General features: G+C 56.4%; 29 protein-coding genes. 7 read left to right on the plus strand and 22 right to left on the minus strand.

Annotation, left to right across the window (positions count from 1 at the left end; genetic code table 11):
* Positions 1–128: 128 nt before the first annotated feature.
* The 19 genes from ABUA09_RS09915 to ABUA09_RS10005 all read right to left on the minus strand — a co-directional run bounded on the left by ABUA09_RS09915 (position 129) and on the right by ABUA09_RS10005 (position 17370).
* Positions 129–797, minus strand: a complete 669-nt coding sequence (locus ABUA09_RS09915) for a DUF4405 domain-containing protein (protein ID WP_195614782.1) — start codon at positions 795–797, stop codon at positions 129–131.
* 20 nt (positions 798–817) lie between these two features.
* Positions 818–1396: a flavodoxin family protein gene (locus tag ABUA09_RS09920; protein WP_242857453.1), complete on the minus strand. Its 579-nt coding sequence runs from the start codon at positions 1394–1396 to the stop codon at positions 818–820.
* 84 nt (positions 1397–1480) lie between these two features.
* Positions 1481–3196, minus strand: coding sequence for a flavodoxin (locus tag ABUA09_RS09925; RefSeq protein WP_195614783.1), 1716 nt, complete (start codon positions 3194–3196; stop codon positions 1481–1483).
* Between the two features lie 29 nt (positions 3197–3225).
* Positions 3226–3348, minus strand: coding sequence for an S-layer homology domain-containing protein (locus tag ABUA09_RS09930; protein WP_349949338.1), 123 nt, complete (start codon positions 3346–3348; stop codon positions 3226–3228).
* A 5-nt stretch (positions 3349–3353) separates the two neighbouring features.
* Entirely contained in the window at positions 3354–4262 is a 909-nt protein-coding gene (locus tag ABUA09_RS09935) for a prolyl oligopeptidase family serine peptidase (protein ID WP_349949339.1), read from the minus strand.
* Positions 4263–4279: 17 nt separating this feature from the next.
* Entirely contained in the window at positions 4280–4990 is a 711-nt protein-coding gene (locus tag ABUA09_RS09940) for a flavodoxin (RefSeq protein WP_279203532.1), read from the minus strand.
* Positions 4991–5055: 65 nt separating this feature from the next.
* A complete protein-coding gene (locus ABUA09_RS09945; protein ID WP_347568464.1) occupies positions 5056–5712 on the minus strand; it encodes a flavodoxin in 657 nt (218 codons plus the stop codon).
* Positions 5713–5765: 53 nt separating this feature from the next.
* Positions 5766–6890: an alpha/beta hydrolase gene (locus tag ABUA09_RS09950; protein ID WP_279203526.1), complete on the minus strand. Its 1125-nt coding sequence runs from the start codon at positions 6888–6890 to the stop codon at positions 5766–5768.
* A gap of 32 nt (positions 6891–6922) precedes the next feature.
* Complete coding sequence (locus ABUA09_RS09955; protein ID WP_279203523.1) at positions 6923–7768, minus strand: aldo/keto reductase; 846 nt, start codon at positions 7766–7768, stop codon at positions 6923–6925.
* A 26-nt stretch (positions 7769–7794) separates the two neighbouring features.
* The gene (locus ABUA09_RS09960; protein ID WP_279203521.1) at positions 7795–8349 is read right to left on the minus strand and encodes a flavin reductase family protein; all 555 of its coding nucleotides are present in this window, start codon (positions 8347–8349) and stop codon (positions 7795–7797) included.
* Positions 8350–8365: 16 nt separating this feature from the next.
* Complete coding sequence (locus ABUA09_RS09965; protein WP_349949340.1) at positions 8366–9370, minus strand: aldo/keto reductase; 1005 nt, start codon at positions 9368–9370, stop codon at positions 8366–8368.
* A gap of 38 nt (positions 9371–9408) precedes the next feature.
* A complete protein-coding gene (locus tag ABUA09_RS09970) occupies positions 9409–10545 on the minus strand; it encodes an iron-containing alcohol dehydrogenase (RefSeq protein ID WP_349949341.1) in 1137 nt (378 codons plus the stop codon).
* Between the two features lie 40 nt (positions 10546–10585).
* A complete protein-coding gene (locus tag ABUA09_RS09975; RefSeq protein WP_033116577.1) occupies positions 10586–11125 on the minus strand; it encodes a flavodoxin family protein in 540 nt (179 codons plus the stop codon).
* 22 nt (positions 11126–11147) lie between these two features.
* On the minus strand, positions 11148–11900 hold the full coding sequence (locus tag ABUA09_RS09980) for a carboxymuconolactone decarboxylase family protein (protein ID WP_058118345.1): 753 nt from the start codon (positions 11898–11900) through the stop codon (positions 11148–11150).
* 29 nt (positions 11901–11929) lie between these two features.
* The gene (locus tag ABUA09_RS09985) at positions 11930–13459 is read right to left on the minus strand and encodes a flavodoxin (RefSeq protein WP_082636105.1); all 1530 of its coding nucleotides are present in this window, start codon (positions 13457–13459) and stop codon (positions 11930–11932) included.
* Between the two features lie 11 nt (positions 13460–13470).
* Positions 13471–14640: an iron-containing alcohol dehydrogenase gene (locus ABUA09_RS09990; RefSeq protein ID WP_195614789.1), complete on the minus strand. Its 1170-nt coding sequence runs from the start codon at positions 14638–14640 to the stop codon at positions 13471–13473.
* Between the two features lie 16 nt (positions 14641–14656).
* Positions 14657–15643: an alpha/beta hydrolase gene (locus tag ABUA09_RS09995; protein ID WP_195614790.1), complete on the minus strand. Its 987-nt coding sequence runs from the start codon at positions 15641–15643 to the stop codon at positions 14657–14659.
* A 105-nt stretch (positions 15644–15748) separates the two neighbouring features.
* Positions 15749–16642: a LysR family transcriptional regulator gene (locus ABUA09_RS10000; protein WP_033116581.1), complete on the minus strand. Its 894-nt coding sequence runs from the start codon at positions 16640–16642 to the stop codon at positions 15749–15751.
* Between the two features lie 281 nt (positions 16643–16923).
* Positions 16924–17370 (minus strand): MerR family transcriptional regulator, encoded by a 447-nt coding sequence (locus ABUA09_RS10005; protein ID WP_033116582.1) that lies wholly within the window; start codon positions 17368–17370, stop codon positions 16924–16926.
* 113 nt (positions 17371–17483) lie between these two features.
* On the opposite strand from ABUA09_RS10005, the gene ABUA09_RS10010 reads away from it, so the two are divergent.
* From ABUA09_RS10010 to ABUA09_RS10020, 3 genes are read left to right on the plus strand one after another with little or no spacing between them, the layout of a single operon-like run.
* On the plus strand, positions 17484–18026 hold the full coding sequence (locus tag ABUA09_RS10010; protein ID WP_279203605.1) for a flavodoxin family protein: 543 nt from the start codon (positions 17484–17486) through the stop codon (positions 18024–18026).
* Positions 18027–18041: 15 nt separating this feature from the next.
* Positions 18042–19016: an alpha/beta hydrolase gene (locus ABUA09_RS10015; protein WP_033116584.1), complete on the plus strand. Its 975-nt coding sequence runs from the start codon at positions 18042–18044 to the stop codon at positions 19014–19016.
* Between the two features lie 59 nt (positions 19017–19075).
* Positions 19076–19333, plus strand: coding sequence for a cyclophilin-like fold protein (locus tag ABUA09_RS10020; RefSeq protein WP_158453405.1), 258 nt, complete (start codon positions 19076–19078; stop codon positions 19331–19333).
* A gap of 96 nt (positions 19334–19429) precedes the next feature.
* On the opposite strand, the gene ABUA09_RS10025 is transcribed toward ABUA09_RS10020, so the two are convergent.
* Positions 19430–19534 carry a TetR-like C-terminal domain-containing protein gene (locus ABUA09_RS10025; protein WP_158453406.1) on the minus strand — a complete coding sequence of 35 codons (105 nt, stop codon included), beginning with the start codon at positions 19532–19534 and terminating at the stop codon, positions 19430–19432.
* 40 nt (positions 19535–19574) lie between these two features.
* On the opposite strand from ABUA09_RS10025, the gene ABUA09_RS10030 reads away from it, so the two are divergent.
* The 3 genes from ABUA09_RS10030 to ABUA09_RS10040 all read left to right on the plus strand — a co-directional run bounded on the left by ABUA09_RS10030 (position 19575) and on the right by ABUA09_RS10040 (position 23287).
* On the plus strand, positions 19575–19889 hold the full coding sequence (locus tag ABUA09_RS10030; protein WP_349949342.1) for an alpha/beta hydrolase: 315 nt from the start codon (positions 19575–19577) through the stop codon (positions 19887–19889).
* Positions 19890–20263: 374 nt separating this feature from the next.
* Complete coding sequence (locus tag ABUA09_RS10035; protein WP_349949343.1) at positions 20264–20623, plus strand: BlaI/MecI/CopY family transcriptional regulator; 360 nt, start codon at positions 20264–20266, stop codon at positions 20621–20623.
* Between the two features lie 6 nt (positions 20624–20629).
* A complete protein-coding gene (locus tag ABUA09_RS10040) occupies positions 20630–23287 on the plus strand; it encodes a M56 family metallopeptidase (protein ID WP_349949344.1) in 2658 nt (885 codons plus the stop codon).
* A gap of 127 nt (positions 23288–23414) precedes the next feature.
* Here the strand turns inward: ABUA09_RS10040 and ABUA09_RS10045 are convergent, their stop codons facing one another.
* Together ABUA09_RS10045 and ABUA09_RS10050 are read right to left on the minus strand one after the other, a co-directional pair.
* Entirely contained in the window at positions 23415–24572 is a 1158-nt protein-coding gene (locus ABUA09_RS10045) for an aminotransferase class V-fold PLP-dependent enzyme (protein WP_033116586.1), read from the minus strand.
* A gap of 15 nt (positions 24573–24587) precedes the next feature.
* Positions 24588–25784 carry a hypothetical protein gene (locus ABUA09_RS10050; protein ID WP_279203498.1) on the minus strand — a complete coding sequence of 399 codons (1197 nt, stop codon included), beginning with the start codon at positions 25782–25784 and terminating at the stop codon, positions 24588–24590.
* A gap of 204 nt (positions 25785–25988) precedes the next feature.
* Between ABUA09_RS10050 and ABUA09_RS10055 the strand changes: the two genes are divergently transcribed.
* Entirely contained in the window at positions 25989–26576 is a 588-nt protein-coding gene (locus tag ABUA09_RS10055; protein ID WP_208319997.1) for a hypothetical protein, read from the plus strand.
* Positions 26577–26603: the final 27 nt, after the last annotated feature.

The raw sequence follows: 26603 nt of genomic DNA on the forward strand, positions 1-26603 counted from the left end.
CGTTGACGGGTAGTGTGAGCTTACACACAACTTACACACTTTGATGATTCGGAAACGCTTAACATGGAACAAAGGCCCGGTACTCACGTTTGAGAGTACCGGGCCTTTTGCACGTTCAATATTGGAATTTATGCTGTACTGCGAGGAAAATGCTTATCCGCATAGTAGCCTGCCGCAGCCACAAGTCCCATAATCGCTGTATAGTCAAAAAGAAAAATAAGAATATCCTCGCCAAAATTAAAAAATACGAAGTGGCTCCTTAGAAACAAATAAGTCAGAATTTTTTGATGGATCACAGCATATAAGCCGTATCCAATCATGATAATCAAAAAGAGCTGACGTAAGGGTGCAAAAACCTGCCATTTGCTTTTTGTCAATTTCTTTACAGTACCCATCACCATATTCCAATGCATCCCCAGATGCAGGCTCATCAGGCAAAAGCCCCAGTAAGAGGACAGCATGTGGAGTGTCCGGGTAAAGCCCCGTCCGCCCTTGATGGGAAGAAAATCAAACACATGCCGGGAAAGAATTACGCCGCTGACCATCAGGCCCAGCATACACAACAGAAGGGCAGCATTTACAAAAGTGCGGAACAGCCGTCTTGCGGTCCACTTTCCCTTTGCCAAGCTACGATACCAACGCCGGTTCAGGGCATGATGCCCAAGGAATAAGAGAAACATGGACGCCCCCAGCCACTCATGGAGCTCCTCTCCAATGAGGGAATAGGCCATCAGCAGCGGCAGCAGAACTACCATCAGACGGTCCAGCGCCATTTTCAGCGTTGACTTTGCGTTCATGTTTCTCTCTCCCTGTCACTTCATTCCTGAATAAAGTTGGTAAAACTGATTTGCTCCTGCTTCGGCAGGGGAACGCCGGCCTTTGCGCCGGCCTCTTTGCATTTTAAGAACCACGCCATATTTCTACCCAGAATCCGCATGACCTGCATGCCCTCCAGGTCCTTCCGGACCTCTTCCGGCGTGGTGCCGTGAACCATGTTCCAATAGCGGGAGTTGATAATGGGCATCTGCATCAGGCCGAAGTATTTGTTCACCTGATCCCAGGTGGCAGTGGTGCCGGCTCTCCGGGCGGACATAACAGCCGCCGCAGGCTTTAGGTAAAAGTTGTTCCGTCCACCGCAGAAGTCCGCATAGAATACACGGTCCAGAAAAGATGTCATAGCTCCGGTGGCCCCCGCCCAGTGAACGGGGGTCCCGAAGATAAAACCATCATAGTCTGCCGCAAGGTCAAGGAACTCGTTCACCTTGTCTTCAAAGACGCAGACGTGCTTGGTGACACAGGTTTTGCAAGCAATGCAGCCGGAAAGGGGCTTGTTCCCGATCCAGAAGATGTCGGTGCCGATTCCCTCCTGTTCCAGAGAGACTGCCGCTTCCGTCAGAGCAGTCTAGGTGCAGCCCTCTTTGTGAGGACTGCCGTTGACCAATAATACTTTCATCGTACACACTCTTTTCTACACTTCCATTTAGATATCCAGATCATTGACCCAGTCGATGATTTCCTGACGGGCATTCTGGATATTGTTGCGGGAGATGGTCAGGCCATCCAGCATCGTAGCATTAGGCTCTAGTCCCTGAATGGTGCGGGGTGTTCCGGCAAAGCCGCTTCCTCCGTGGGTGCTGAAGGGGATGATGGTCTTGCCGGAGAAATCATAGGTATCAAAGAAGGTGTAGAGGATCTGAGGCATATCGCTCCACCAGATGGGATAGCCGATGAACACCACACCGTAGTCATCCATGTTGGTTACACGCTCCTTGATGGCAGGGCGGGCGTTCTGCTCCTGCTCCTCCGCTGCCAGATCCACCAGAGTGCTGTGGTTGGTGGGATAGGGCGTCCGGGGCTCAATACGGAAAATGTCGGCGCCCGTGGCCTCCTGGATGACATAGGCCATGTACTGGGTGTTGCCCAGCACCTCACCGTCGATGACCACCACACTGTTGTCCTCCTCGGTGGTCATGTTGTTTGGATTGGTGGTTTCCGGTATAGAGAAGTAGGTCACCAGCACACGGGACTCCTGAGAAGCAGGAGCATTGTTGTTGGTAGTTGCGTCGGTGTTCAGATTCAGGCCGTTGGCCCAGTTCTGGATGTCAGGCCGAGAAGCACGCTCCGTGAAGCGGCGGCCCTCCAGCCAGTTTCCGGTACCCGCCATTTCCTCCAGCAGTTCGCCGCTCTGGCCAAGACCGGAGCTGGTGGAGGTGCAGAAGGGGATTACCGTCTTTCCGGTAAAATCGTTGGACTGAATAAAGTCATTGACCGGCCATGCAGCGATGCCCCACCAGATGGGGTAGCCAATGAAAACAGTGTCATATTCATCCCAGTCGGAGACGGTGTCACGCACCAGCTCCACATCACGCAGAGCCTCATTTTCATGCTCACGGTTGACACGGCTGCTGGAGACCGTCCAGTTCAGATCAGCGTCGGTATAGGGATCTGTGGGAACCAGTTCAAAGAGGTCGGCGTTCAGCGTATCCGCAATGGTTTCTGCGACAGCTTCCGTATTGCCGCTGGCGGAGAAATAGGCTACCAGAACTTTGGAACCGCCGGAGATATCAGGCTGATCAGTATTCTGCTCCATGAAGTTGCGGAGGATGACAGCGGCCTGGGCACGGGTGGCATTACCGTCGGGATCGAAGATGTTGCCGCCTTTGCCGTTGATAATGCCGTTTTCATGGGCCCAGTCCACGGCAGTGGAAGCATAAGAGGAAATCGAGCTTTCATCGGCAAAATCCTGCCCACGGGAGGCTGCGGGACTTCCGGCATAACGCCACAGGATGGCGGCAAACTGCTGCCGGGTAATGGAATCGTTTGGGCCAAAATTGCCGTTTGGATAGCCGGAGACGATTCCATTGGCAGAAGCCCAGCGGGTGGCATCTGCATAATAGGCCGTGCTCGCTACATCAGGGAAATCCGTACCGCTGGTCACAGCAGGGCTTCCAGCAGCACGGTAAAGGATCGCAGCAATCTGTCCCCGGCTGGTGGTGGCTTCGGGAGAGAAGGTAGTGGTGCTGGTGCCGCTCATCAGGCCATGGCCCCGAACATAGGTCACAGCATCCGCATACCACGCATTCGCCGCAACATCAGAAAAGCCTGTGTCACTGACGGCGGCAAATGCGGTAGTGTTCATTGCCAGCAGCATGATAACTGCAAGGAACACAGATGTAAGCTTTTTTAGATTTTTCATGTGCTTCACTCCTTAAATCATTAAATCATTCATTGAGTTTCCATGTAATTCCGTAGGATTGTTGCAACCTCAGCGCGGGTGGCATTGCCCTTCGGGTCAAAGCGATTGCCGCTTTTACCATTCACGATGCCGTTTGCTCTGGCCCACTCCACTGTGTTTAAGGCATAGGCAGCAATCGCATTCTCATCGGAAAAAAGCCTGCGTTTTCCACTCTGTCACCTTCCGGACGCCGGGCGGAGAGAATCCAGTTCAAGATCTGCTCATCATCAAACAGCACATTCCCGCCGCCATGATAATTTCCGTGGATGCCCAACGCGTTGAAGTAGGCGTTGTCCGGAATCTCAAGCTGCAGTAGTTGGTCGATCTGTTCATCACGCAGGCCCACATCCTCGTACGCATCGTGAAGGCCGTTATAGGCGCTGCGGGCTTTCTGAGAGCCATAGTATTCATCGTTTTCCGCCATGAAAATGTAGACCGCCACCCGGTTTTCGGCAACTGGCTCAAAGGTGCCATCCCACTGGGAGGCCCCATGTAGATAGGCAGTATACAGGTCAGGCCGCATAGAGATCGCTCTGGACATGGTTTCACCGCCTGCGGAGTAACCGGCGGCATAGACACGGTTTTCATCCACTGCGAAATTCCGGATGAAATACTCAGTCAACTCAATGGCCTGCCTCACAGACTTTTCCCCCCAGTCCGTGAGCTGGGCGGAGACTACGATCATATCCTCATCCAGTTCGGTCCAGGAGCGAAAGCCTGTCCAGCCCAAGTTGCTGCCGGAGGACTGCTCTCCAAACCACATCATGTCGTAGCCCGGCATAGTCATCATCAGCGGATAGTTCCGGGTCTCATCATAGCCTTCCGGCAGATAGTAGCTATAATGGATGTCTCCATCCGCTCCGGCGAGAATCTGTTCGGTGATGAAGCCTGTTTTGACTGTATTCAGGCTATCTGTGAAAACCTGCGTTTGAATCATGGTAGTGGTATCTGTCTCTATGCTTGGGGGCGGCGCTGCACAGGCGGACAGCATCACGCTCATCGCCAAAAGCCCGGAAAGAATGTTCATCGCTTTCACCCCAATCATCAGAATTCCAGCCCATCAAGCCAATCGGCCACATCTCCGGCAGCATCGGCAACATTGCGTTCGCTGACGGTGAAGCCGTCTGTAATGACTGTAGCATTCGATTCCAGCTCCTGGATGGTGTCGATAGTGCTGGAAAAGCGGCTGCCGTTGTGGACATTAAAGGAGATGATGGTCTTGCCTGAAAAATCGTATCCATCGAAAAAACTATACAGCACCATAGGCATGTCGTACCACCAGTTGGGAAAACCCACAAAGATGATGTCGTAGTCCTCTAAGTTTTCAATATGGTTGGTCAGCTCGGGGCGGACATTATCATCCTGCTCCTGGGCGGCATGATCAATCAGTGCGCCGCCATCGGCGGGATATTGCACTGAGGTTTGAATGGAGAACAGATTGCCGCCGGTCTCCTCCGCAATCATATCCGCTACCGCCCGAACCCGGCCCTTTTGTATGCCGTTTACCCTTGTCACGCTGGCGGAAGTGATGGCGTCCACCTCCGTGTTTTCATCGGCGGTGAAATAGGCGATCAGTATTTTGCCTTCGGAGAAATCAGGTGTTTCTGTTTGATTCCCGGCGGATTCCACACTCTGAGAGCTTACAGGCGGAGTTTGCTGCACGGAATTTCCGTTTTCGCCGCAGGCAGTCAGTGATACCGCCATGAAAGCCGCCAGGATGAAAGCAAAGTATTTGTTTTTTCTGTTCAAGTTCATAATTGTTCCTTCAAGCGGCGCAAAGGAGCCGGAGCCTTGCCTGGCCCGGCTCCTTTGCCATTCCTTTACGACTCGCTTGTAATTTCCAGGCTATTGACCCACTCCACTACATCAGCTTCGCTGACACTGCTCCGAAACCGCTGACCCTCCAGCCAGTCGCCGGTGCCCATCGTCTCGGCCAGAAGCTCACCGCTCTCTCCCAGACCGGAAGAGGATGACGTGCAGAAGGGAATCACGGTCTTTCCGGTGAAGTCGTTGGATACCACGAAGCTGCTCACCGGCCAGGCGGCCACATGCCACCAGATGGGGTAGCCGATGAACACTGTGTCATAGTCCTCCCAATTCTCCACGGCGGCGGAGACCAGTTCCACGGCTTGCAGGCTCTCGTTGTCATGCTCACGGCTGACACGGCTGTTTTTGTCCGTCCAGTCCAGGTCCTCCGAGGTGTAGGGCTTCGCCGGGACGATCTCAAAGGTATCGGCTCCCAGCGCGTCCGCAATATAGCCTGCAACCGCCTCCGTATTGCCGGTAGCCGAGTAATAGACCACCAGCGTTTTGCCGTTTTCGCCGTCAGTAGCGGGAGTGCCGGTCTCCGGTGCCGGGGTTTCCTCATTTTTGGCGGATGTCTGTGTTTCCTGACTTTGACCGGGTGCTTGTGGCGCCTGCTGGCCACAGGCAGCCAGGGCAAACAGCATGGTCATTGCCAAAATACAGCCAATCACTCGCTTCAAAGGGGTTGTTCTCATTGCAGTTGCCTCCAATCCTGGAAAGAGTCTTACTTTACATTCGCCTGAATCCAGCTTTCAATGTGGTCGGCGATCACATCATTGTTCAGGTCTTGGAACATAAAGTGGTCATTGCCGGTAATGCCCTCGTCGGGAAGATGTACCACAGTGCTGCTGCCGCCCGCCGCGTTATAAGCCTCGGTAAAGGTATCGGCGGTGGAGGCCATCATGCCCCACATGGCCGCAGCCGGGACATCGGTAAATTCTGCACCGATGTAGTCGCCGTAATAGAAAGTGACAGGGACTTTCTTTTCCAGCAGCGCCTTGTAGTCATCGCTGTCCACCTGGGGAGCCATACCGGGCTCAATGGCCACAATAGCGGCAATGTGATCCGTATATCGGGCGGTCTCCCAACCGGGCATACCGCCCTGAGAATGGGTCACCAGAATAGAGTCTTTACCGGTGCGCTCATAGACTTCGTCGATGGCAGCCGCAACGGCCTGGGCCACCACGGCGTTGTCGATGTTCTGGTCGCCGCCCGCGTTGTCCATGCCGGTATCCGGCGTCATCTGGCGGAAGAATTGGTCAAGGGATTCTTCTCCTGCGGGAAACTGGGAACCCTCATTGTAGGTAAACTCGTCATTCAGGTAAGTACCAATGCGGAACTGGGTGTACCAGGTCTGGTCAGAGGGCTCCATGGTGATGGTACCGGCCACAGAGGTCTGTCCAGCCTCGCCCCGGCGGGGCTGGTCGATGAGCCATACGCTGTGGCCCATTCGCAGGAACATATCGGACCAGCCTTCCCGGCCATCCGGAGTAGTCATCCAACCCATACGGGACTGACCATAGCCATGGAGAAACACCATGGGCAGGCTGCTCTCCTCGGCGGGAATCTGGTAAAGCACATTGGCGTGGTCCACATGGGCAGTAGAACCTTCCCTGGACATATAGTAATTGGAAACATCAAAGGTACCGTCCGAGGTGATTACGGCGCCACCAGCGGAGAACATCCCCTGCTGGGCGATGATCAATGCGTCTTCGGGCGTGTTGGATTGAACCGCGCTGGTGTCAGGTTCGCTTGTGGAACCATTGTTCGCTGCGGACTGCTGACCGCAAGCGGCCAGGGACAGTGCCATGATTCCAGCCAAAAGCAAAGCGGCAAATCTGTGCTTCATGTTGTAATTCCTCCTGTTATTGTGCGATTACTTTATTTCTGCTCGTCTACCGGCGGGGTCATGGCGGCATACTGCTTCAGCAGTTCCGGCGTGCTGGTGTAATAGCGCACTTTTTTGTCCAGCTCGGCGATTGCGGACATCTCATCTTCTGTCAGGGCAAAGTCGAACAAGTCAAAGTTGTCCTTGATGTGGGCGGGATTCTTGGAGCCGGGGATGACAATATTGCCATCCTGAATATGCCAGCGCAGAATAATCTGGGCGCTGCTCTTGCCATATTTCTTACCCATCTGTGCCAGCAGCGGCTCCTCCATCAGCGTTTTGTCACCGTGACCCAGGGGATACCATGCCTGGATCACGATACCCGCTTTGTCCAGGAATGCTTTGAACGACTTTTCCTGGGAGTAAGGATGAACCTCGGTCTGTAAAACAGCGGGCTTCACTACGCAGACATCCAGGATCTCCTGAATCTGCGCCTCGTTGAAGTTGGACAGGCCGATGGTCCTGACCTTACCCTCCATGTAGGCTTTTTCCATCAGCCGGTAGCCCGCGATGTAGTTCCCGGCGGGCTGGTGGATCAGCAGCAGGTCGATATAGTCCGTATCCAGCCGCTCCAACGTCTTTTCCACGGCATCGGACTGCTCATAAAAGCTGGGCCACAGCTTGGTTTCCAGAAAAATCGCCTCTCTGGACACACCGGATTTCTTCATGGCCCGGCCCACGGCTTTTTCGTTGACATAGGCGTTTGCCGTGTCGATCAGGCGATAACCGCACGCCAGTGCGCTGAGGACAGAAGCCTCCGCCTCGTCTGGAGTCAGAAGAAAGGTCCCGATGCCCGCCATAGGCATCTTGATTCCGTTATTCAAAGTTACATATTCCATAATGATACCTCCTTTAGATTTCTTGATTATTTCAAAGCCGCGCCATCCTGAAAGGCGCTGCCGACCTTTTCGCCCAACTCCAGATAAGCATGGTGGACAGGGTCAAAAGAGATGGCCCGCAGTTTTGCGGGATCGATGGTCCCATCCTCTCCCAGAATACACTCATCAGCGCTGACATTTTTAATGACGCCGAGATACTTGCAGCCGTCGATGACTTTCACCAGCTCGCATTCCAGTGTCAGGGGCAGTTCATTGATGACAGGTGCGTTGACAAATGCGCTTTTCGTTGTGGTGAAACCGGCTTTCTCCATCTTGCGGGGCTCGTTCTTTGCGGAGACGAGGCCCACATAATCGCAGGCAGCCAGATGTTCCACATCTCCCACACTGACAGTGAATGCCTTCTTCAGAAGAATGTTATCGGTGGTCTTGTGGCTGGAGAGGTCAATAATGATCTCGTCCGCCCCCGCAATGCCGCCCCAGGCGGCATTCATCGCATTTGCGCTTCCATCCTCATTGTAGGTGCCGATGATCAGCACCGGCTGGGGAAATAAGTAGGGCTTTGCGCCAAAATCTTTTCTCATGGATTTGTTCCTCCTGTTATGCTTTCTTGACGATTTTGGACCCGCCGAACACCTGAGACATGGGGATGGTGTCAAGAATTTTATCCAGTGCAGATACTTCGGATGGCAGCAGCACCACATCCGCCGCCCCGGCATTTTCCTTCAGACGCTCCAGCTTTCGGGTGCCGGGGATGGGCACGATCCAGGACTTTTTGCACAGCATCCACGCCATGGAAAGCTGGGCGGGTGTGGCCCCTTTCTGCTGGGCCAGCGTATTCAGCAGCAGGAAAAGATCCTGGTTCTGGTCCATAGCTTCAGCGGTAAACTGGGGCATATTGCTACGGTAATCCAGCTTCGGGTCGAACCGGCTGTCCTTGTTGTACGCCCCGGTGAGCAGTCCATTTGCCATAGGCGAGAACGCCACAAAGCCGATGTTCAGTTCCTCCAGTACCGGAAACAGTGCCTCATGCCACCGGGCCATCATGGAGTAGCGGTTCTGAATCGCCGTGACAGGGCAGATGGCATGGGCGCGGCGAATGGTTTCTTCTGTCGCTTCAGACAGCCCCCAATGGGTAATCTTACCCTCTTTGATCAAATCCGCCATGACGCCGGCCACTTCCTCAATGGGGACATTCGGATCGGTTCGGTGCTGGTAATACAGATCAATGTGATCCGTACCCAGCCGTGTCAGCGATGCTTCCACAGACGCGCGAATGACCTCCGGCCGGGAATCCGGAATCAGCGGCTTGTTGACCTCCGGGCTGGCCATATCGAAGTGGATACCGAACTTGGTGGCAATCGCCACCCGATTCCGGAAAGGCTTCAGCGCTGCGCCCACCAGCTCCTCGTTATCATGGGGATTGTCCGCCGTTCCGTAGACTTCCGCCGTATCAAAGAAGGTATAGCCCATGTCCACAGCCTGGGCCATCAGCTCTGTCATCTCCTTTTTGTCGGCAGGTGCGCCGTAGGCGTGGCTCATGCCCATGCAGCCTAGGCCGACAGCGGAGACTTTCAGATCAGTCCCTAGTGTGCGATATTCCATCTTAAAAATGTCCCTTCTGCGAATTTACTTTTCTCTTTTTATTTCTGCTGATAGCAGGCGGATACCATCTGGTACATTTCCTCCACCGAAAACTCACCGAAATCCTCTTTGGTCAATGCTCCCAGGATATACTTTCTGTCCGGGCAAGCACCATGCGCAGCCAGACTCATGGGGATACCGCTTTTTTCAAGCAGCGCATTCAGCTTGGCGCAGCCAGCCTCAATCACATCGCCGGTGTTAAGTTTGTCATCGATTCCGAACACCTCAGTGAACAGGGCATGGATATCTTCAGCGTGGTATTTGGCAATGCCTCGGAGCCAATGGGGATAGGCGATGGTCAGTGCCTCCCGATACGACACATGATGTGCGACCCGGGGGATATATCCGACGGAGTATAGTGTCCACGGATAAAACTGATCCACGCCGGAACGGAAGACCCCCATGGTATTGACACAAGACGCCCACATGACATTTGCTCTGGCTCTCTCATCGTTGGGATCATCCATCAGTTTTTCATAGCTGCCCAGTAAAGTTTGCAACACTACTTTGGCGAATCCGCGTGCAATATCGTTTTCGTGATTGCCGACAAACCAGGCACTGGCTTGGATAAAGCAGACCCATACAGAGTATGCTGTACTTTTCCTGTCCAAAGAGAGAGTGGTGCCGGGGTCCATCAGACAGTAATCCGGCCATGCGCCGAACAACTCCACCCCATAGCCTTTGTACTCCATAATGTCGCAGACAGAATCCGCTTCAGAGCCGGTAGAGGGGTAAGTCGGAATAATGATGTTCAGCAAATGTCGGCCATCAGACTGCGCCTTGCCTTCGATATAATCCTCCAGATGGTCATGAACCGCACCAAACGCAATGGCTTTTCCGGTATCCATGGCGCTGGCTCCGCCCATCTCTATCACAGTTGTGACCTGTTCCCGGTGAGCCAAATCAATGCCATCCAGAATCTGCTGCCATGTGGCTGCTGTCTGTCCGCCATAGTCAACATAAGAGATGTCGTGCTGTCTCAGCAGGCCGGTGACCCGGTCATACACCCCATTCTTTTTGAGTGAATCCCCGCCATACACCAGCAGCACCTTTTGCCCTTTGCACAGCTCCGGAGTCTTTTCCAGGGTGTCAGGGCCGAAATGAAACTGGATCGGATTATGGTACTGAAATGTCATAGAGTCCGCCTCCTGTCAGTCTAAAGCCAATGCGGCAGACTTACACCTGCTTGCCCATCTCGTAGGCTTCCCGCATGGCGGGCAAGCCCTTGATCGCCCCGGCCTCATACACGCCCTTGCCGTAGATGACACCCTTTTCCTGCGCTCCGTCCAGGCAGGCGGCAAAGCCCCGGAAACACTCCAGTGTGCAGTCCATGACCGTATCGCTGTCCTCGGCGGCAGTCATGATGTAGTAGAACTCCTTGTTGGGGATGTTTGTCCACCGGGCCACCGAGCGGTCAATGACCGCTTTCATCTGGGCACCGATGGAATAGAAATACACCGGGCTTGCCATCACGATCACATCGGCTGCCTGCATTTTGTCCAGAATCTCAGCCATATCATCGGGAATGGCACACTTGCCGCCGCTGTTCTTGCAGTAGTAGCAGGCATTGCAGGGGGCCACTTTCTTGCTCCGAAGGAAGACCTTTTCCACCTGATTGCCGCTCTCCTGGGCACCGCGCAGAAATTCATCACACAGTAAATCCGAATTGCCGCCCTTACGGGGGCTGCCGGACAGAATCAAAACTTTTTTGCTCATTGCTTATCTCTCCTTATCTCTTTTATTGCAGTTTGCCGTATGTCACATCATCCACCGGCTCCAGCCACTCGCTGTGTCCGTTTTCACCAGGCACTTCCACCGCCAGATGGGAGAACCAACTGTCGGGAGCAGCACCATGCCAGTGCTTGACACCGGGAGCGATATTCACTACATCGCCCGGATGAAGCTCCTGGGCTTCCTTTCCCCATTCCTGATAGTAGCCACGACCGGCGACACAGACGAGGATCTGACCACCTCCCTGGTCTGCTTGATGGATGTGCCAGTTGTTGCGGCAGCCCGGTTCAAAGGTGACATTGAAGATGCCGACCTGGCTGGTGGAAAGGGGGGCAAGATAGCTTTGGCCAATAAAATACTGTGCGAACCCATTATTGGGCTGGCCAATGGGGAACACCATGTCATTCTCATGTGCTTTCCTGGCATGTGCCGAGCCTTTCTCAGCCCATACCTCTTTTGCCATGCGGAAAGCTGCCCATGCTTTGGGCCAGCCGGCGTAAAATGCCGCGTGGGTCAGGATCTCCGCAATCTCCGACCGGGTGACCCCGTTCTTTTTTGCCATCATCAGGTGGTGTTGGAACGAGGTATCCACAAGTCCCTGCGCCATCAGGGCCGTCACAGTGATCAGAGAACGGTCCCGAAGGGACAACTGGGCCTCGCGGCTCCACACCTCTCCGAACAAAACATCATCGTTGAGCTGGGCAAATTTGGGGGCAAACTCCCCCAAGGCATCTCTGCCCGCCGTCTGTTTGATTGCCATTGCATAGGCTCCTTTCTGTAAATTACAATTTAATTGCCAGCAAATACTTCACCCAGCCACTTGTCATAAGTGGGAATCCACCCGCCCTGATTTCCAAAGCCATGGGGCATATCATCCAGCTGAAGGCGTTCCACGGATACGCCCGCCTCCTCAACCGCATCCGCATTTGCAAGGAACTGATCGTAAAACGGGTCACGGGTACCATAGCAGTAAAAAGTGGGAGGCAGGTCTGCTTTCTGCAAGGACTCCACATCAGTGGTTCCTACACTAAGCCGCCCGTAGAAGGAATAGATCATACCGTCTGCTGCCGCATCAGCGGACACCATATCCAGTTCATCCGGCATATAATCGGGATCGAGGACAGTAGGACTGACAGTCCCGTCAAAGTTGCGAAGCATCTCGCCAGCCAGAATGCCACCCGCGGAAAAGCCCATGACGGCAATGTCCTTTTCATCAATTCCGTATTCTTCTGCGTGAGCACGGACAAAACGCACCGCACGGGCCAAGTCCAGCGCACCTTCCTCTTGCGTGTAAGGGCGGAGGCGGTAATCCAGAACAAAGCTCTGATACCCCAAGGCGCTCAGATCTTCCGCTACAGGTGTTCCTTCGTTCTGGTCACTCCTGAACTGAAAAGCGCCGCCTGCACAAATCAGCACCGCGCCCTTGATCTCCGCTCCTTCCGGAACGGGGAAGAAAGTCAGATAGGGCTGGAAATCGGGATCATCGAAATAATTTCCGTTGTTCACGGTGTATTCCGTGACGGCGGGGACATTTCCTTCCTCCCACAGATAAAGCATCTGTTTTCCGTGGGGATCGACCGACGCGGTCAAAACAGTGTTGCTGTCGCCGCCCTCCGGCCGAGAGGTTTCTGCAGCTATGCCCAGCCCCTGCGCCCAGGAGACCACATCTTCCGCGCTGGATGCCGCCTTGTTCCGGGACAATACCAGAGCATTGTCTCCCACCGAAGCACCCGGCTGCAGTCTTGAAATAGTGTCCACAGTACGGGATGCGCCGCTCCCGCCGTGGGTGATAAACGGGATGATTGTCTTTGCACCAAAGTTATATTCTTCAAGGAAGGAGTAGACCGGCATGGGCATATCGGCCCACCAGTTGGGGTATCCCAGCAGGACGAACTCGTATTGCTCGGAATTTTCAACATGAGTGGCAAGCTCCGGGCGAGTGCCTGCCTCCTTTTCCTCTGCGGCCTGATCCACCAGCGAATCGTGGTCCAAGGGATAGGGATCTACGGTTTCAATGCGGAACAGATCGCCTCCAATCGTCTGCTGGATGAGCTTAGCCACATATTCCGTGTTACCCAGCACTTCGCCGTCATCCACGGCGATACTGGCTCCGGACACCGCATCTACGCCGTCCGTGCTGACATCTTCAGGGACTGAAAAATAGGCAATCAGAATGTTGCTTCCGGTGGTTTCCTGCTGTATCGGGGATGGGGACGGCGTGGATGCGGACTGGGAGGACTTCGGTGGGTTCGTGCCGCCGCAGGCGGGCAAACTCAATGTCATTGTCAGCGCAAGGAACAGGGATACGATTGTCTTCATGGAAGTACCCCTTAGTAACAGGCTTCAAAGATATGAAGCACATCCTCGTGGGTCAGCTTTCCATAGCTGCCGGGAGTCAGCGGAACAGAATCAGCAAGCTCCTTCATCGGCGTCAGTTCTGTCACGCCCAACTCCCGAAGGGTAGTAGGCATCCCCAATTCCTGAATGAAATCCGCCAGTGCCTCCACACCGGCATGGGCCAGCTCGATTTCCGTCTTGCCATCTGCCGGAACATCCCAGACGCGCGTTGCAAACCTGGCAAATTTAGTTATGCCCTTCTCGCAAATATAGCGATAATAGGCCGGATGAAGCACAGCCAGACCAAGACCATGGTTGCAGTCGGTGTAGGCTCCCAACTGGTGCTCCATCATGTGCGCCTGAAAATCAGTCTGCTTACCCAGTTTGATCACGCGGTTCTCCGCCATGGTGGCCTCCCACATGAGGTTGCTGCGGGCAGTGTAGTCCTCCGGTTTCTGAACAGCGGCCCGCAGATCCCGGACGACGCCCCGCATCAGGGCTTCGGCAATATCGTCGGAAACATTGGGTTCATCCGGTTCGCTGAAGTAGATCTCCATGATATGGGAGAGTGTGTCGAAGCCGCCGGATATCATCTGCATCTTTGGTACGCTGAAGGTATAAGTCGGGTCCATCAGGGCGAACCGGGCGTTGCATTTGGGATAATCGCGGCCAGTCTTGATCTTCAGTTCTTCATTGGTAATAACAGCGCCGCCGTTCATCTCACTGCCGGTACCGGACACCGTGACGATCATGCCCAGGGGGACGGGCTCAAAATCCACCACCCCTGGCCGGGCCCAGTAATCCGCCCAGAGATCACCGTCATACCGGGCGGCCATAGACACCGCCTTGCAGCAGTCCATCACGGAGCCGCCGCCCACTGCCAGGATCAGGTCGATGTGATTGCCTCGCACCAGTTTGGCTCCCTCCTGCACCTTGGCGTAAGTGGGATTGGGCATGATGCCGGAAAACTCCACGATGTTCTTATCCGTGCTCTGCAGAATACCGCACACCTCATCGTAGATGCCGTTACGCTTGATGGAGCCGCCGCCATAGGCCAGCAGTACATTGGGGCCGTAATGGCTGACCATGCAGCTCAGATACTCCTTTACACAGCCCTGTCCAAAGACGGCCTTCGTGGCATTTTCAAAAATAAAGTTGTTCATGTTCGTTCTCCCTCTCTTATTTCATGTGGTTTTCCCAAAATGTGACGGCGTCGTCAATCCAGCCCTCGGCCACAGTGCCGGTACCAAGGCCAAATCCGTGGCCCAGACCGGAATAGCAGTGGAACTCTGTGTCGATACCAAGCTCTGACATAGCTTCCAGGCGGCGCTGCATAGTGCGCCAGCTGGCGATACCGTCGCTGTCTCCCACACAGACATAGGTGGGCGGGTCATCTGGACTGTACTCACTCAGGCCCGTGTACTGCATGACAACAGTTCCCGGCCTGGGCAGGTCATCACCACCGAAAGCTGCGGGCCCGTAGGAGCCCAGCCATGCCGCCATTCTGGCTCCTGCGCTGCCGCCCCAGAGGGAATAGCAGCTGGTGTCCACCTCCAGTTCTTCGGCGTTGGCAAAAATGAAACTGATCGCCCTGGCTAGGTCCTCGCAGGCTGTCTGAGCACCTGGACGGTAGATGAGGGCGAATGCATTGTATCCCTCCTTAGAGAGCTCCAGCGCATGGGGAAAGCTATCATGTATGGCTCCCACATAGGCAAAAGCACCGCCCGCATTGCAGACGGCAAAGCGGGCTCCCGGCGTACCTTTGAAAAAGAACAGGCCGGTGTTCTCTTTTTCCGGGTCCGCCGCCTTCTCCTCGTCGGTGTAGATGTCGTAAAATATAACATCGCCCTTTTGGGCGTGTTCCCGGAAGTAGTTGGCGACCTCCACGGTCATCTCTGGGTCGATGTGGGTATACCAGGTCAGTGAGAGGTTCCCCAGCGTATCGCCGCTGTAATATCCGTTGCCTGCCGGGAAGATCAGCCGCCCATAGTCCCCGAAGACGGGGTCGCCCACGACCTCTGTGATTCTTGTGTCAGAGGTATACATACCGGTCGTTCCTTCCTCCACTGCCGCCGTGGGATGCAACGCGTTATCCGGCGGTTTCTGGTTCCCGCAGGCGGTCATGGCCAGTAACAACAGGCTGGCGGCTAAAAACTGTTTTATCATGGTATTCGCTCCTGTTTTCTGAGGTTTTCCCTATTATAAAAAAATCGAGACTCCCGGAGAAGTCTCGATTCGTTTCGCAGTATATACGTTTGGGTAATAACCTGGTCACAGCTCAAAAACAGTTTTTACAGCGTCCAGAAACCGCTGGACCGTTTCAGACGGCTCGGGCGCATGAAAGATTCCAAAAGGAATGGTGTAATTCCAGCGGATGGGGATGGATTTCAGCATAGGATGCACATTTTTCCAGTTGTCAATGGTCATCATGATATTGTTTTCGCTTTCGCACTGGTTGAACACATTGAGATTGAAGCGCTCAAAATCTACGATTTTGATCTGCGGATGATTTTTCCAAAGCTCGTCACGCATGATATCCAGATATTGATTCCAGCCCCGCCGGATCAGCATGAACCGCTCCCCATACAGGTCTTGGACGGACAGCATACGCTTCTCCGCCAGCCGGTGATTCAACGGGACCGCGCATGCAATCGGAGTCCTGGAAAGCTCCAAAGCGGCACATTGGTAATGTTCCAGAAAATCCGCGTCATACAGCCCCGCCACGATGTCGATGTTTTTTCCCAAGTTGGTTAGGATCTCCCGGGCATTTTCGGCGGAGTTCTCATAATTGACCAGGTGAAACCGGATGTCCGGACACATTGCATGGAGCTTGGGCCACAGGTCCATCAAAAACTGTACCGGCGTCATAGGTGAAACGCCGATGCGGATAAGCTGGCCGTCCTTCTGTCCGGCGTTTCTGGCCCGAACCTCTGATTCCTTGCAGTATTGGATGATGTATTTTGCATCCTGGTAAAGAGATTTTCCCGCTTCCGTCAGCGTCAGTCCCCGGTGGCTGCGGCGGAACAGTTGGATGTCCAGGCTGGCCTCCAGCGAGGTGATTTGTTTCATCACAGCCGGCGGCGTAATGAACAGCTCCTCCGCAGCCTTGTTAAAGCTGCCCGCGTCCGCCACACGGAGAAAGGTTTCCAACTGAGGATTGTACATACGACACCGTCCTTTTTTCAAATCTTCACTCGATCATATCAGCGCAGCGGAAGGTTTGCAATTTTTTCAGTCCGCCGCTTCGGAGATGTTTGATCGCTCAACAGTCTCCTTGCAGTTGCTATCTAACCGCATTAACCCACGTATAGATCTCGCTCTCCGGGGTCACCACATCGCCATAGCTGCCGGAATAGGGTGTAACAGTCTCAATGCGTGCCGGCAGGAATGATATCACCGGAACGGGAGAGCTCGCAACGGAAGCCTGCGTGTTTTTCTTGATTGATTTACGCACTTATGCTGTGCGCGCTTTCATAAGCCTGCTGAATCTCCTCCGGCATATCCTCTGGCCTTATGTGGGCGAGGCGGTCTTCGTTTCCGTCTTTGATTGCCTGTTCGTAGTACCAGCACTTGAAGTTCAGCATATCCAGGACCCGGTTCATCCGCCTGATCTCCTCCTCCACAGCCGCCTTCTGTCGGAGGAACAGTTCCCGCCGCTGGGGATAGGTCTCACTGCCCTGTACGCACCACTCCATGAACTGCTTGATGTCCCTGATCTCCAGGCCAGACTTTTTCAGGCACTCGATCACGCGAAGAGCTTCCAGCTCCTTTTCTCCAAATTTTCGAATACCGGAATCTCTGCGGATGCCGGGGAACAGCCCCTCCTTATCATAATACCGCAACGTGGATACAGGCAAATCAAACATCTCAGATACCTGGCCGATGGTATACATGGAATCCCTCCAAAATCATGAAAAATGTCCTTGATCTAAAGTCAAGTTTAGGTATTACAATTAGAATATCAGAGAACAGCAAAACTGTCAATTTCAATTTTGGAGGTATAAAGATGGGAAAAAATGTGCTTGTCATTAGTACAAGTCTCAGAGACCGGAGCAATTCTGAGATGCTGGCGGACGCTTTTCTTGCCGGCACGAAAGCTGCCGGGAACCGCGTGGAAAAGGTTACCCTGCGGGAAAAGGCTCTGTCTTTTTGCAAAGGCTGTCTAACTTGTCAGGAAACTCAAAAATGTGTGATTCAGGATGATACTGCTCAAATTGTGGAAAAAATGGCCCAGGCGGATGTGATTGTTTTTGCCACGCCCATCTATTACTACGAAATGAGCGGTCAGATGAAAACGTTGCTTGACCGGGCAAATCCCCTGTTTCCCTCGGACTATTCGTTCCGCAGGATCTATCTTCTGACAACCGCGGCGGAGGATGAGGAGTCCGTGCCGGAAAAAGCGGTGAGCGGACTGAAGGGCTGGATCGACTGCTTTGAAAAAGCGGCGCTGGCCGGGACCGTTTTCGCAGGCGGCGTTACGGGCGCCGGAGAGATTGAGGGACATCCCGCTCTGAAAACCGCCTATGATATGGGCGCGTCGATTCAATAAAGGAGGAGCTGCATCATGGAAGAAAGACTGATTCTGACAGAGGAATGGGACAAGGTGTTTCCCGAAAGTAAAAAGGTTGATCACCGTAAGGTCACCTTTCACAACCGTTACGGCATCACGCTGGCCGCCGATCTGTATGCGCCCCAAAACGCGGCGGGAAAACTCCAGGCCATTGCGGTGAGCGGGCCGTTTGGCGCGGTCAAGGAGCAGTCCTCCGGGCTATATGCACAGGCCATGGCGGAGCGGGGCTTTCTGACCATTGCCTTCGATCCTTCCTTTACAGGGGAGAGCGGCGGCAGCCCCCGGTATGTGGCCTCCCCGGACATCAACACGGAGGATTTCTCCGCAGCGGTGGATTTCCTGTCCGTTCAGGACAATGTTGACCCTGAGAGAATCGGGATCATCGGCATCTGCGGCTGGGGCGGCATGGCTCTGAACGCGGCGGCAAACGACACCAGGATCAAAGCGACGATTGCGTCCACCATGTACGACATGACCCGGGTGAACGCAAAGGGATACTTTGACACCGAGGACAGTGAGGAAGCGCGCTACGAAAAACGCAAGGCCCTGAATGCACAGCGGACTGCGGACTACAACAGCGGAACCTATGCCCGGGCGGGCGGTGTTGTAGATCCGCTGCCGGAGGATGCACCCTTCTTTGTGAAAGACTACTACGACTATTACAAGACCAGCCGTGGGTATCATGCGCGGTCGCTGAACTCCAACGATGGTTGGAATGTTACCTCTGCACTGCCTTTCCTGAATATGCCGCTTTTGCAGTACAGCCACGAGATCCGCAGCGCGGTACTGCTGATCCACGGCGAAAAGGCACATTCCTGCTACTTCAGCAGGGACGCCTTTGAAAAGCTGGCTGGCGACAACAAGGAACTGTTCATCATTCCCGGAGCCGTCCACACCGACCTGTACGATCGGCTGGATGTGATCCCCTTCGACAAAATGGCAGCATTCTTCAGGCAATATATGGGTTAATTTAATGAGGGCGTCTGTTGTGAAGAAGCCAATTACCATTAAAGGGCGGACCTGTCACCATTTACGCAGAGCGGTACGGCGGCTTTGAACAGGTAGGCAGTTTACCGCAGAATCTCACAAGAAACGATGTCCAAATAACAACAGAGGCCGGCGACATTGTTTTATACTCGGGAAACTCTATTGTGCTTTTTTACGGTTCCAACACGTGGGCCTATACAAAATTGGGACATATCGAAGACCTTTCCGCAGAGAATCTGAAAACGCTTTTGGATGTTGAGCAGGTGACGGTTTCTCTTTACCTGGCCGAAATGCCATAGCGTCAATCACGATACGATCTGTTTTTTCAAAGAAAGGATTTCTTTCTGAACAGCAGCGCCCTTGCCTGTTCGCTTTGAACGGGCAAGGACGCTTTGTTACATCTTTTGTGTTTCCAATAGTTTCTGCATTTGCTCCGGCGTTTCCTTCATACCCCGGCGAATCCATTCCTCGATCCAGCCAAACAGCGCCCCTTTTTGGATGTCAAAGCAGCCCGCAGTGGCAGAAAACTACTATGAGGAAGTGACAACCACAGTTCCTTTGGAGCGGACATATACACAAAAAGGCGGCTTTGCCGTATCCATCTGGAAACAGGCTTCCGGGTATGAAACGCCCGGAAAGCTTACGGTCTGGTATCCCACGCAGATGGAAACAGATGACCAGACATACCCTGCTGTCGTCACGGCCAACGGCATGGGTGTTCCGGCCTCGAAATACAGCGCGGTCTTTGAGCATCTGGCATCCTGGGGCTTTATCGTCATCGGCAACAAGGATAGAAACGCCTGGGATGGCGTTTCCTCCGGGGCAAGTTCTGGACATGCTCCTGCGGCTGAATGAGGACAAAGACAGTATTTTCTATGGGAAGATCGATACAGACAGTATTGGTATTTGATAGGCAAAGGAAGGCCGCCGCTCATATTCGTGAGCGGCGGCCTTTTTGCTGCCCTGTGAGGGCAGGATTTGCGGTCCAACCTGTGTCCGGCCATCCGGCGTTTGACCAGCATTCTCCCATCGACCAGCCCTGCCAGGACGCGATTTGCCGCAGCGGCCGACACGCCGCCCAGCTCCGGGCACCAGTGCCCATGCTGATCGGATCCGATTCCTATGAATGCCACTTGCACCCGCTGTTTTACAATTTCTCTTGACACTTTGGACTACACAGTGTAGACTGTCTATAGGACGACAGCAAGTAGACCAAGGAGGGGATCCTATTGAATGATTTCAAGCTGGGGGCGGTGGAGTCCCGTTTCGCAGACCTGATCTGGCAAAATGAGCCCATCGCCTCCACGGCGCTGGTCAAACTGGCCGAGCAGGAACTGAGCTGGAAAAAGTCCACAACCTATACGGTTTTGAAACGACTGAGCCAGCGGGGCATTTTTCAAAATCAGGACGGAACTGTCACCTCGCTGCTCTCCAGAGAAGCGTTTTATGCCGCACAGAGCGAACAGTTTGTGGAGGAAACCTTCTCCGGCTCCCTCCCCGCGTTCCTCACTGCGTTCACCACCAGAAAAAAGTTGTCAAAGGATAACCTGGACCAGCTCCAGAGGTTGATCGACCAAATCAGGAGGTGATATTTCATGGCGAATTTAATCGCATATGAACTGCTTCCCCGTATTTTCAACATGAGCGTAACGGCCGGCATCGTGATCCTGTTTGTACTCCTGGCCCGTCTGCTGCTCCGGAGGGCACCCAAAGTGTTTTCTTATGCCCTGTGGTCGGTGGTTCTATTCCGCCTTCTGTGTCCAGTCTCCCTCTCCGCCGGCTTCTCCCTGCTGGGGCTGGTGGACATGCCCACGCGGGCAGCTACGCCCCATACCACCACGGTGGAGTATGCGCCGCCGGACATCGTCCATGCGGAGGACCCCCAGGTCCAGTTCCCGGTGGAGCCCGTCCGTACCGCCGTCAACGAGGTCCTCCCCAAGGGGGAAGAACAGACGACGGCCGATCCTCTGGAGGCTCCGACGGCCATCGCCACCTGGCTCTGGCTGCTGGGAATCCTGGCCATGGCCGCATACAGCGTGGCATCCTACCTCAAAATACGGCGCAGGCTGGTCGGCGCCGTGCCGCTGCGGGACAATATCTATCTGGCGGACCACATCCCCACCCCCTTCGTGATGGGCCTCTTCCGCCCCAGGATCTATCTTCCCTCCGCACTGAGCGGGCGGGAGCAGGCCTATATCATCCGGCATGAGCAGCACCATATCCGCAGAGGCGACCACATCGTAAAGGTCTTGTCCTTCGCGGCGCTGTGCATCCACTGGTTCAATCCCCTGGTCTGGGCGGCGTTCTTCCTGTCCGGAAAGGATATGGAGATGAGCTGCGATGAGGCGGTGGTCCATGCGCTGGGCGAACAGATCCGGGCGGACTACTCCACCTCTCTGCTGCGCCTCGCCACCGGTCGCCGGAGGATCGCCGGTATGCCCCTGGCCTTCGGAGAGGGGGACACCAAAAGCCGCATCCGAAATCTCGTAAACTGGAAGACGCCAAAGCGATGGGCGGCGCTTCTGGCCGCCGTGGTCTGCATCGCGGTGGCCGGGGCCTGTGCCGCCAATCCCCAGGGGAGCACCCGCGGGCGGTACGACAGCATGGAAGACTTTGCCCAGCAGACCATGGACGCGGCCAAGACCGCGGTCTACTACACCGCGGAAGGCGGAGAGGCTACGGCCGCCGTCACCGGGACCAAGCTCGCCTGGCTGGAGCAGCAGGGCGAGGTGGACGGTCTGGCCCCGGAGGGGGCCCTGGAGGCATGGACCTTCCACTTCCTGGTCCAGGTCGACGCGGATGACATCATGCTGGTGGGCGGCATGTATGAGGAGGACGGCTGGTACGACCTGGAGGGGCAGGGCGGCCACAATGTGGTGGCTCTGCGGTACGACGACGGCAGCTATGACGTCCTCTACGACCAGGCCGTCAACGACAACCTGGACTTTTACGGCTATCACAACAGCTATGAGGAGGCGATTTACGACTGGTACGTGGACGACCAGGGGCTGGACCTGCCCTTGTATGTGGAGGACTGGACCGGATCGATTGGCGCGCCGGCGGAAAATCTGGGGAACTTCCCGGTCCACCGCTTCGACGGAGAAGGCTGGTACCTCTATATCCCCCTGCAGGCGTGGCAGCGGGCGGGCCGCGGCGACAGCTGGCAGTCCGGCTACGGTACCGGCTCCGCGCTGACGGTATACAGACAGGGCCAGGATGCCCGGACGCAGGCGGACTATCTGGTCAGTCAGGGCTGGATCGGGGTGGAGGGCGCCGTCCCCCATGTCCGGCATTGGGAGTACGACATCGAGGACTATTACTACAATGCCCCGGACGGCGGCAGCTACCAGGTGCGCATTGAGTGGCAGGCGCAGAATATCGCCGGCTCCCCCTATACCGCCATAGAGCCTGACGTCCTCCGGGCCATGGCCGAAAGCTTCACCGTGGATGAGGAGACCGCCCCCCTCCCCACTCCTACCCCCGAGGCGACCGCCGGGCCCCTGGGCGGCGTACAGAGAGGAGCCCCTCTGACGCTGTGTCTGACCCGCAACGGCGACGAAATTGGGACCTATGACGACTGCTGGTCTGAGTCGAACGCGGTCTATTATTTCAATTACCTGCAAACCCTCTCCTGGGCGGCCGCGGAAGAGAACGGCCCATACGACGACAGAGACGCCGTGACTCTCTCCGGCGCTGGCGGGTGGACCATGACCGCCTACGACGGCGCGGACGAAGTCTGCTTCAGCGACCCTGCCGGCACGCGGTGGCTCAAGCCGGAAACGGAGGATGACTCCGCCTATGAGATGCTGCGCGGCTGGTTTGACGAGGCGGAGTATACCGCGCTGGGCGGTGGGTATGACCACCAGAGCATCGTCGTTCCGGACGTGGGACAGGGCTACCTGGAGGCCGCCGCGGTCTATGTGGATGCCTTCGAGCGCATCCACCTCCAGGCCTCAGCGGGCAGCAAGCTCTGCTACTCCTTCGTGTTGACCAGCGTAGAGGAGGCCGAGGAGACCACCTCCTCTATGCGGGAGCGGGGAAAGATCGACGAGCGCACCTACTGTTTCTATCTGACGACGGTGTTCGTCCCCCAGAATGAATACGCCCTGGGCTGGTCCATGGCCGGCAACACCGGAGATTATACCGGCGAAGACCCCGCCGTCCCCGAAGGCGCGCTGGAATACTACCGCTGCGGTTACATCACCCTGGAAGACGACGGCTGGCACGGCCGGCTGGTTGGGACCGGATGGTAGACCGCAGGACATCCCCCACCGCCCGGCAAGACATTTACAAACGATATGATGAACTCCGCCGGCCCCCTGCCGATCAGGGGACCGGCGGAGCCTTTTTACGCCCCGGCGCGCACACGCATTTGGATTCTCATATCCCCATGACCTCGCACACAGCGGCCTGAAGGTAGTCGATGTCCTCGAACCGGGTGAGGGGGTTCACGGAAAAGCGGACCGTCCCCTGGGGGAAGGTCCCCAGGGTCTTATGGGCCAGCGGGGCACAGTGAAGGCCGCACCGGGCCTGTATGCCGAACTCCTTTTCCAGGCGGAAGGCGGCCTCGGCATTGTCCAGGCCCGGAAAATCCACCGATACCACACCCACCTGGCGTTCGGCGTCCAGCGTCCCCAGCACCCGCAATCCGTCCTCCTCCATCTCCCGCATCCGGGCGATGAGATGGCCGGTCAGCCTCTTCTCCCGCCGGCGCAGGTTCTCCCACCCCTGGGCAACGCCCCAGTCCAGTGCGGCCCGGAGCCCGTAAATCCCGGGAAGATTCAGCGTGCCCGCTTCAAACCGGTCCGGAAGGAAGCCGGGCATACTCTCCAGGTCCGAAAGGCTCCCCGTCCCCCCCGCAATGAGAGGTGTGAGCCGCTCTGCCAGGGCGTCGGTGAGGAGTAAGCCCCCCAGCCCCTGCGGTCCCATCAACCCCTTATGGGCAGGGAAGGCCAGCGCGTCGATACACATGGCGTCCATATCGATGGGGAGCAGCCCGGCGCTCTGGGCGGCGTCCACACAGAAGAAGATGCCCCGCTCCCGGCACAGTTTTCCCACCGCCTCAATGGGCATCCGGGTGCCGCACACGTTGGAAGCGTGGGTGAGCACCACAAGCCTTGTCCGCTCCGTCAGGCACCCCTCCACCTGCTCCAAAAGCAGTTCTCCCTGCCGGCTGCAGGGCAGGTAGTCCACAGACACACCCCAGCGCTCCATCTGTTTCAGCGGACGCAGCACGGCGTTATGCTCCATGGTGGAGACGGCCGCCCGGTCCCCGGGCTCCAGGAGGCCCTTGACGACATAGTTGAGGGAGTGGGTGCAGCCAGGCGTGAAGATCACATTCTGGGGGGCCGGCCCGCCCAGAAGCGCGCAGAGCTTCTCCCGCACCTCCAGCGCCACATTTTCCGCGTCGTAGGCGCTCTGGTAGTCGCCGCGGCCGATGTTGCAGCATACCCGGTCCAGAAAGTCCGCCGCGGCCTCCGATACGCCGGGCGCTTTGGGCCGGGTCGTGGCCGCGCTGTCAAAGTATCGCTGTCTCATGGTGCGCCCCCTCGATCAAAATTCCGTCTCCACCGCCACGTGGTAATCGTAGCGGTCTTCCCGCAGGGCGGTCAGCAGCCGGCCCAGCACCGCGGCAGACGTGGCGCTGTCGTCCAGCGTGATGCGCGCCGTGTTCTCCCTGGCCTCCAGCGCCCGGAGGAGCTCGCTGTAGACCGTTCCGCTCCCTCTCCCCTCCGGCAGGCCGCTCAGGTTCCCCTGCCAGCACAGCCAGCCCTCGGACTCCAGCGTATCGGCCACCGACCGGTCCTCCGCCAGCACAATTCGGGTGGAGGTCCTTCCGATATGGGCCAGAAGCTCATTGGCGGCCTGCAACTCCTCCCGGGCCGCCGCGGGCGTGTCCGCCTGTGTGAACAGGCCGACGACATGCCCCTCCCCCATGGCCCGGCGGATCAGGTCGTCCCGCTGCGCCAGCCGGTCCGCCGGGAACAGGAGCAGCGCCGCCCTGCCCTCCCGGGCCAGCGCGTCCAGCACCGCCTCTCCCGCCTCCCCTGTATCGCAGCGGAGGGCCAGATAGACCCGTACCGCCCGCTCGTCCCGGCTGTCCGGCGCAGGCGTGGGCAGGCTGGCGGAGGGCGGCGTGGACTCGCCCCCGGTCTCCCCGCCGGTCTGGGCCGTGACGGTGCGGTAGTAATTTTGGAGCTGGATGAGGTACGGGGTGGTCACTGATCCCCGGAACTGCTGGTCGCTGAGGCTGGCATCTGCGTTGTGGATACGGATATAGGGGTAATACTTTGTCCCAAAAACAATGTTGCCTTGGGTACACTCCAGCCCGAAATAGGCGCAGGTAGAGCTGGCTGAGACATAGATCTGCCCGTTGCGGATAATGGCGGTGGGCGTCTTCCGCTCTCCGTTCGGATAGTAATCATAGGATACCCCAGTCCGCAGGTCAAAGGTCAGATTTTTCGCGTCGCTGTTGAAGAGCGTGAGCGTGTTTTGGGTCTTGTTCTGTCCCCCGTCAAATACGCCCAGCTTGATCCCGCCGTTCTGATTGGCCACAAAGGTGGTGTAGGGGACATAGATGGTCCCGCCCACCCGGATGGGCATGGTGCTGTCGTTGAGGGGCATGGGGCTGTCGTTGAGTCCCAGGAAGATTACGTTTGCATCCCAGTCCTCACCGGCGGCCGCGGCCTGAAGCACCAGCCCCAGCAGCAGTATGGCGGCGCACAGGGCCGCCGGAATTTTCTTTTTCATCTCCTCCGCGCCTCCTCTTCCGGCCATTCAGGGCGGATATTCTCCTGTTATTATAGCATACCCCGCCCGTCATGGTAAACCCCGGCTTGCCCTCCACAGGATTCTTGGATATAATTTAATCTGTTTTAAAGATTTTGTAAATTCCCTTTTTCTCCCCGTTGGGGTATACTGTCCATAATAAGCCGGGAGGGAGGGGCCTCTTTTATGACCGTGACGCCGGAACAAGTGAAAAGGCTCTGCGCGGCCTCCGGCGCGGACGAGATCGCCGCGCTCTCCGCCCTGGAGCGCCGGAACGGGGACCTGCTGGAGGCTCTTCTGGAGCTGGAACGGCAGGGCAGCGCCCTGCCTCCAGCCCGGGGCGGGTTTTATACCACCCGGCCCCAGGGCGGCGCGGGTCCCGCCTCCGCTCTCCCCGTCTCCAATGCGGGAGGGTGCCGTACGGGCGGTTGGCGACGGACCCGCGAGGATCTCTCTCCGCCGGTTCTGACCACAGCCCTGCGGGATCTGGCCCGTCGGAGCGTAGAGAACTATCTGGAGATCCGCCGCCGGGGCAGGCGGGTGACCTCCATGCCCCTGCTGATCCTTCTGCTGCTCCTGGTCTTCTTTTTCTGGATCACGGCGCTCGTACTGGCCCTGGGGCTGGTACTGGGCTTCCGCTATCGCTTCGGCGGGCCGGACCTGGACCGGGAGTCGATGGATCGGGCTACCGCCCGGCTCTCCTCCAAGGCGGCAGCCCTGCGGGACAAGATCCGCGCGGCGCTTCAGGAGCGGGGGTGCGGCCGCAGGCGGTGACGGTGTTTTTGAAAGGAGGCTTGTCCC

Origin of the sequence: Intestinimonas sp. RTP31139st1_F5_RTP31139_211217 (assembly GCF_040226735.1) — a bacterium.
Taxonomy (GTDB): Bacteria; Bacillota; Clostridia; order Oscillospirales; family Oscillospiraceae; genus Intestinimonas; species Intestinimonas butyriciproducens.

Bases quoted from the DNA above. Each gene is read 5' to 3' on its own strand.
- ABUA09_RS09985 (WP_082636105.1), bottom strand. From the start codon at position 13,459: ATGAAGACAATCGTATCCCTGTTCCTTGCGCTGACAATGACATTGAGT.
- ABUA09_RS10045 (WP_033116586.1), bottom strand. From the start codon at position 24,572: ATGAGACAGCGATACTTTGACAGCGCGGCCACGACCCGGCCCAAAGCG.
- ABUA09_RS10015 (WP_033116584.1), top strand. From the start codon at position 18,042: ATGGAAGAAAGACTGATTCTGACAGAGGAATGGGACAAGGTGTTTCCC.
- ABUA09_RS10040 (WP_349949344.1), top strand. From the start codon at position 20,630: ATGGCGAATTTAATCGCATATGAACTGCTTCCCCGTATTTTCAACATG.
- ABUA09_RS10050 (WP_279203498.1), bottom strand. From the start codon at position 25,784: ATGAAAAAGAAAATTCCGGCGGCCCTGTGCGCCGCCATACTGCTGCTG.
- ABUA09_RS09955 (WP_279203523.1), bottom strand. From the start codon at position 7,768: ATGGAATATGTAACTTTGAATAACGGAATCAAGATGCCTATGGCGGGC.
- ABUA09_RS10000 (WP_033116581.1), bottom strand. From the start codon at position 16,642: ATGTACAATCCTCAGTTGGAAACCTTTCTCCGTGTGGCGGACGCGGGC.
- ABUA09_RS09990 (WP_195614789.1), bottom strand. From the start codon at position 14,640: ATGAACAACTTTATTTTTGAAAATGCCACGAAGGCCGTCTTTGGACAG.
- ABUA09_RS09995 (WP_195614790.1), bottom strand. From the start codon at position 15,643: ATGATAAAACAGTTTTTAGCCGCCAGCCTGTTGTTACTGGCCATGACC.
- ABUA09_RS09975 (WP_033116577.1), bottom strand. From the start codon at position 11,125: ATGAGCAAAAAAGTTTTGATTCTGTCCGGCAGCCCCCGTAAGGGCGGC.
- ABUA09_RS09970 (WP_349949341.1), bottom strand. From the start codon at position 10,545: ATGACATTTCAGTACCATAATCCGATCCAGTTTCATTTCGGCCCTGAC.
- ABUA09_RS10005 (WP_033116582.1), bottom strand. From the start codon at position 17,370: ATGTATACCATCGGCCAGGTATCTGAGATGTTTGATTTGCCTGTATCC.
- ABUA09_RS09925 (WP_195614783.1), bottom strand. From the start codon at position 3,196: ATGAAAAATCTAAAAAAGCTTACATCTGTGTTCCTTGCAGTTATCATG.
- ABUA09_RS09935 (WP_349949339.1), bottom strand. From the start codon at position 4,262: ATGAACATTCTTTCCGGGCTTTTGGCGATGAGCGTGATGCTGTCCGCC.
- ABUA09_RS09965 (WP_349949340.1), bottom strand. From the start codon at position 9,370: ATGGAATATCGCACACTAGGGACTGATCTGAAAGTCTCCGCTGTCGGC.
- ABUA09_RS09980 (WP_058118345.1), bottom strand. From the start codon at position 11,900: ATGGCAATCAAACAGACGGCGGGCAGAGATGCCTTGGGGGAGTTTGCC.
- ABUA09_RS10010 (WP_279203605.1), top strand. From the start codon at position 17,484: ATGGGAAAAAATGTGCTTGTCATTAGTACAAGTCTCAGAGACCGGAGC.
- ABUA09_RS09940 (WP_279203532.1), bottom strand. From the start codon at position 4,990: ATGAACTTGAACAGAAAAAACAAATACTTTGCTTTCATCCTGGCGGCT.
- ABUA09_RS09960 (WP_279203521.1), bottom strand. From the start codon at position 8,349: ATGAGAAAAGATTTTGGCGCAAAGCCCTACTTATTTCCCCAGCCGGTG.
- ABUA09_RS09950 (WP_279203526.1), bottom strand. From the start codon at position 6,890: ATGAAGCACAGATTTGCCGCTTTGCTTTTGGCTGGAATCATGGCACTG.
- ABUA09_RS09915 (WP_195614782.1), bottom strand. From the start codon at position 797: ATGAACGCAAAGTCAACGCTGAAAATGGCGCTGGACCGTCTGATGGTA.
- ABUA09_RS10055 (WP_208319997.1), top strand. From the start codon at position 25,989: ATGACCGTGACGCCGGAACAAGTGAAAAGGCTCTGCGCGGCCTCCGGC.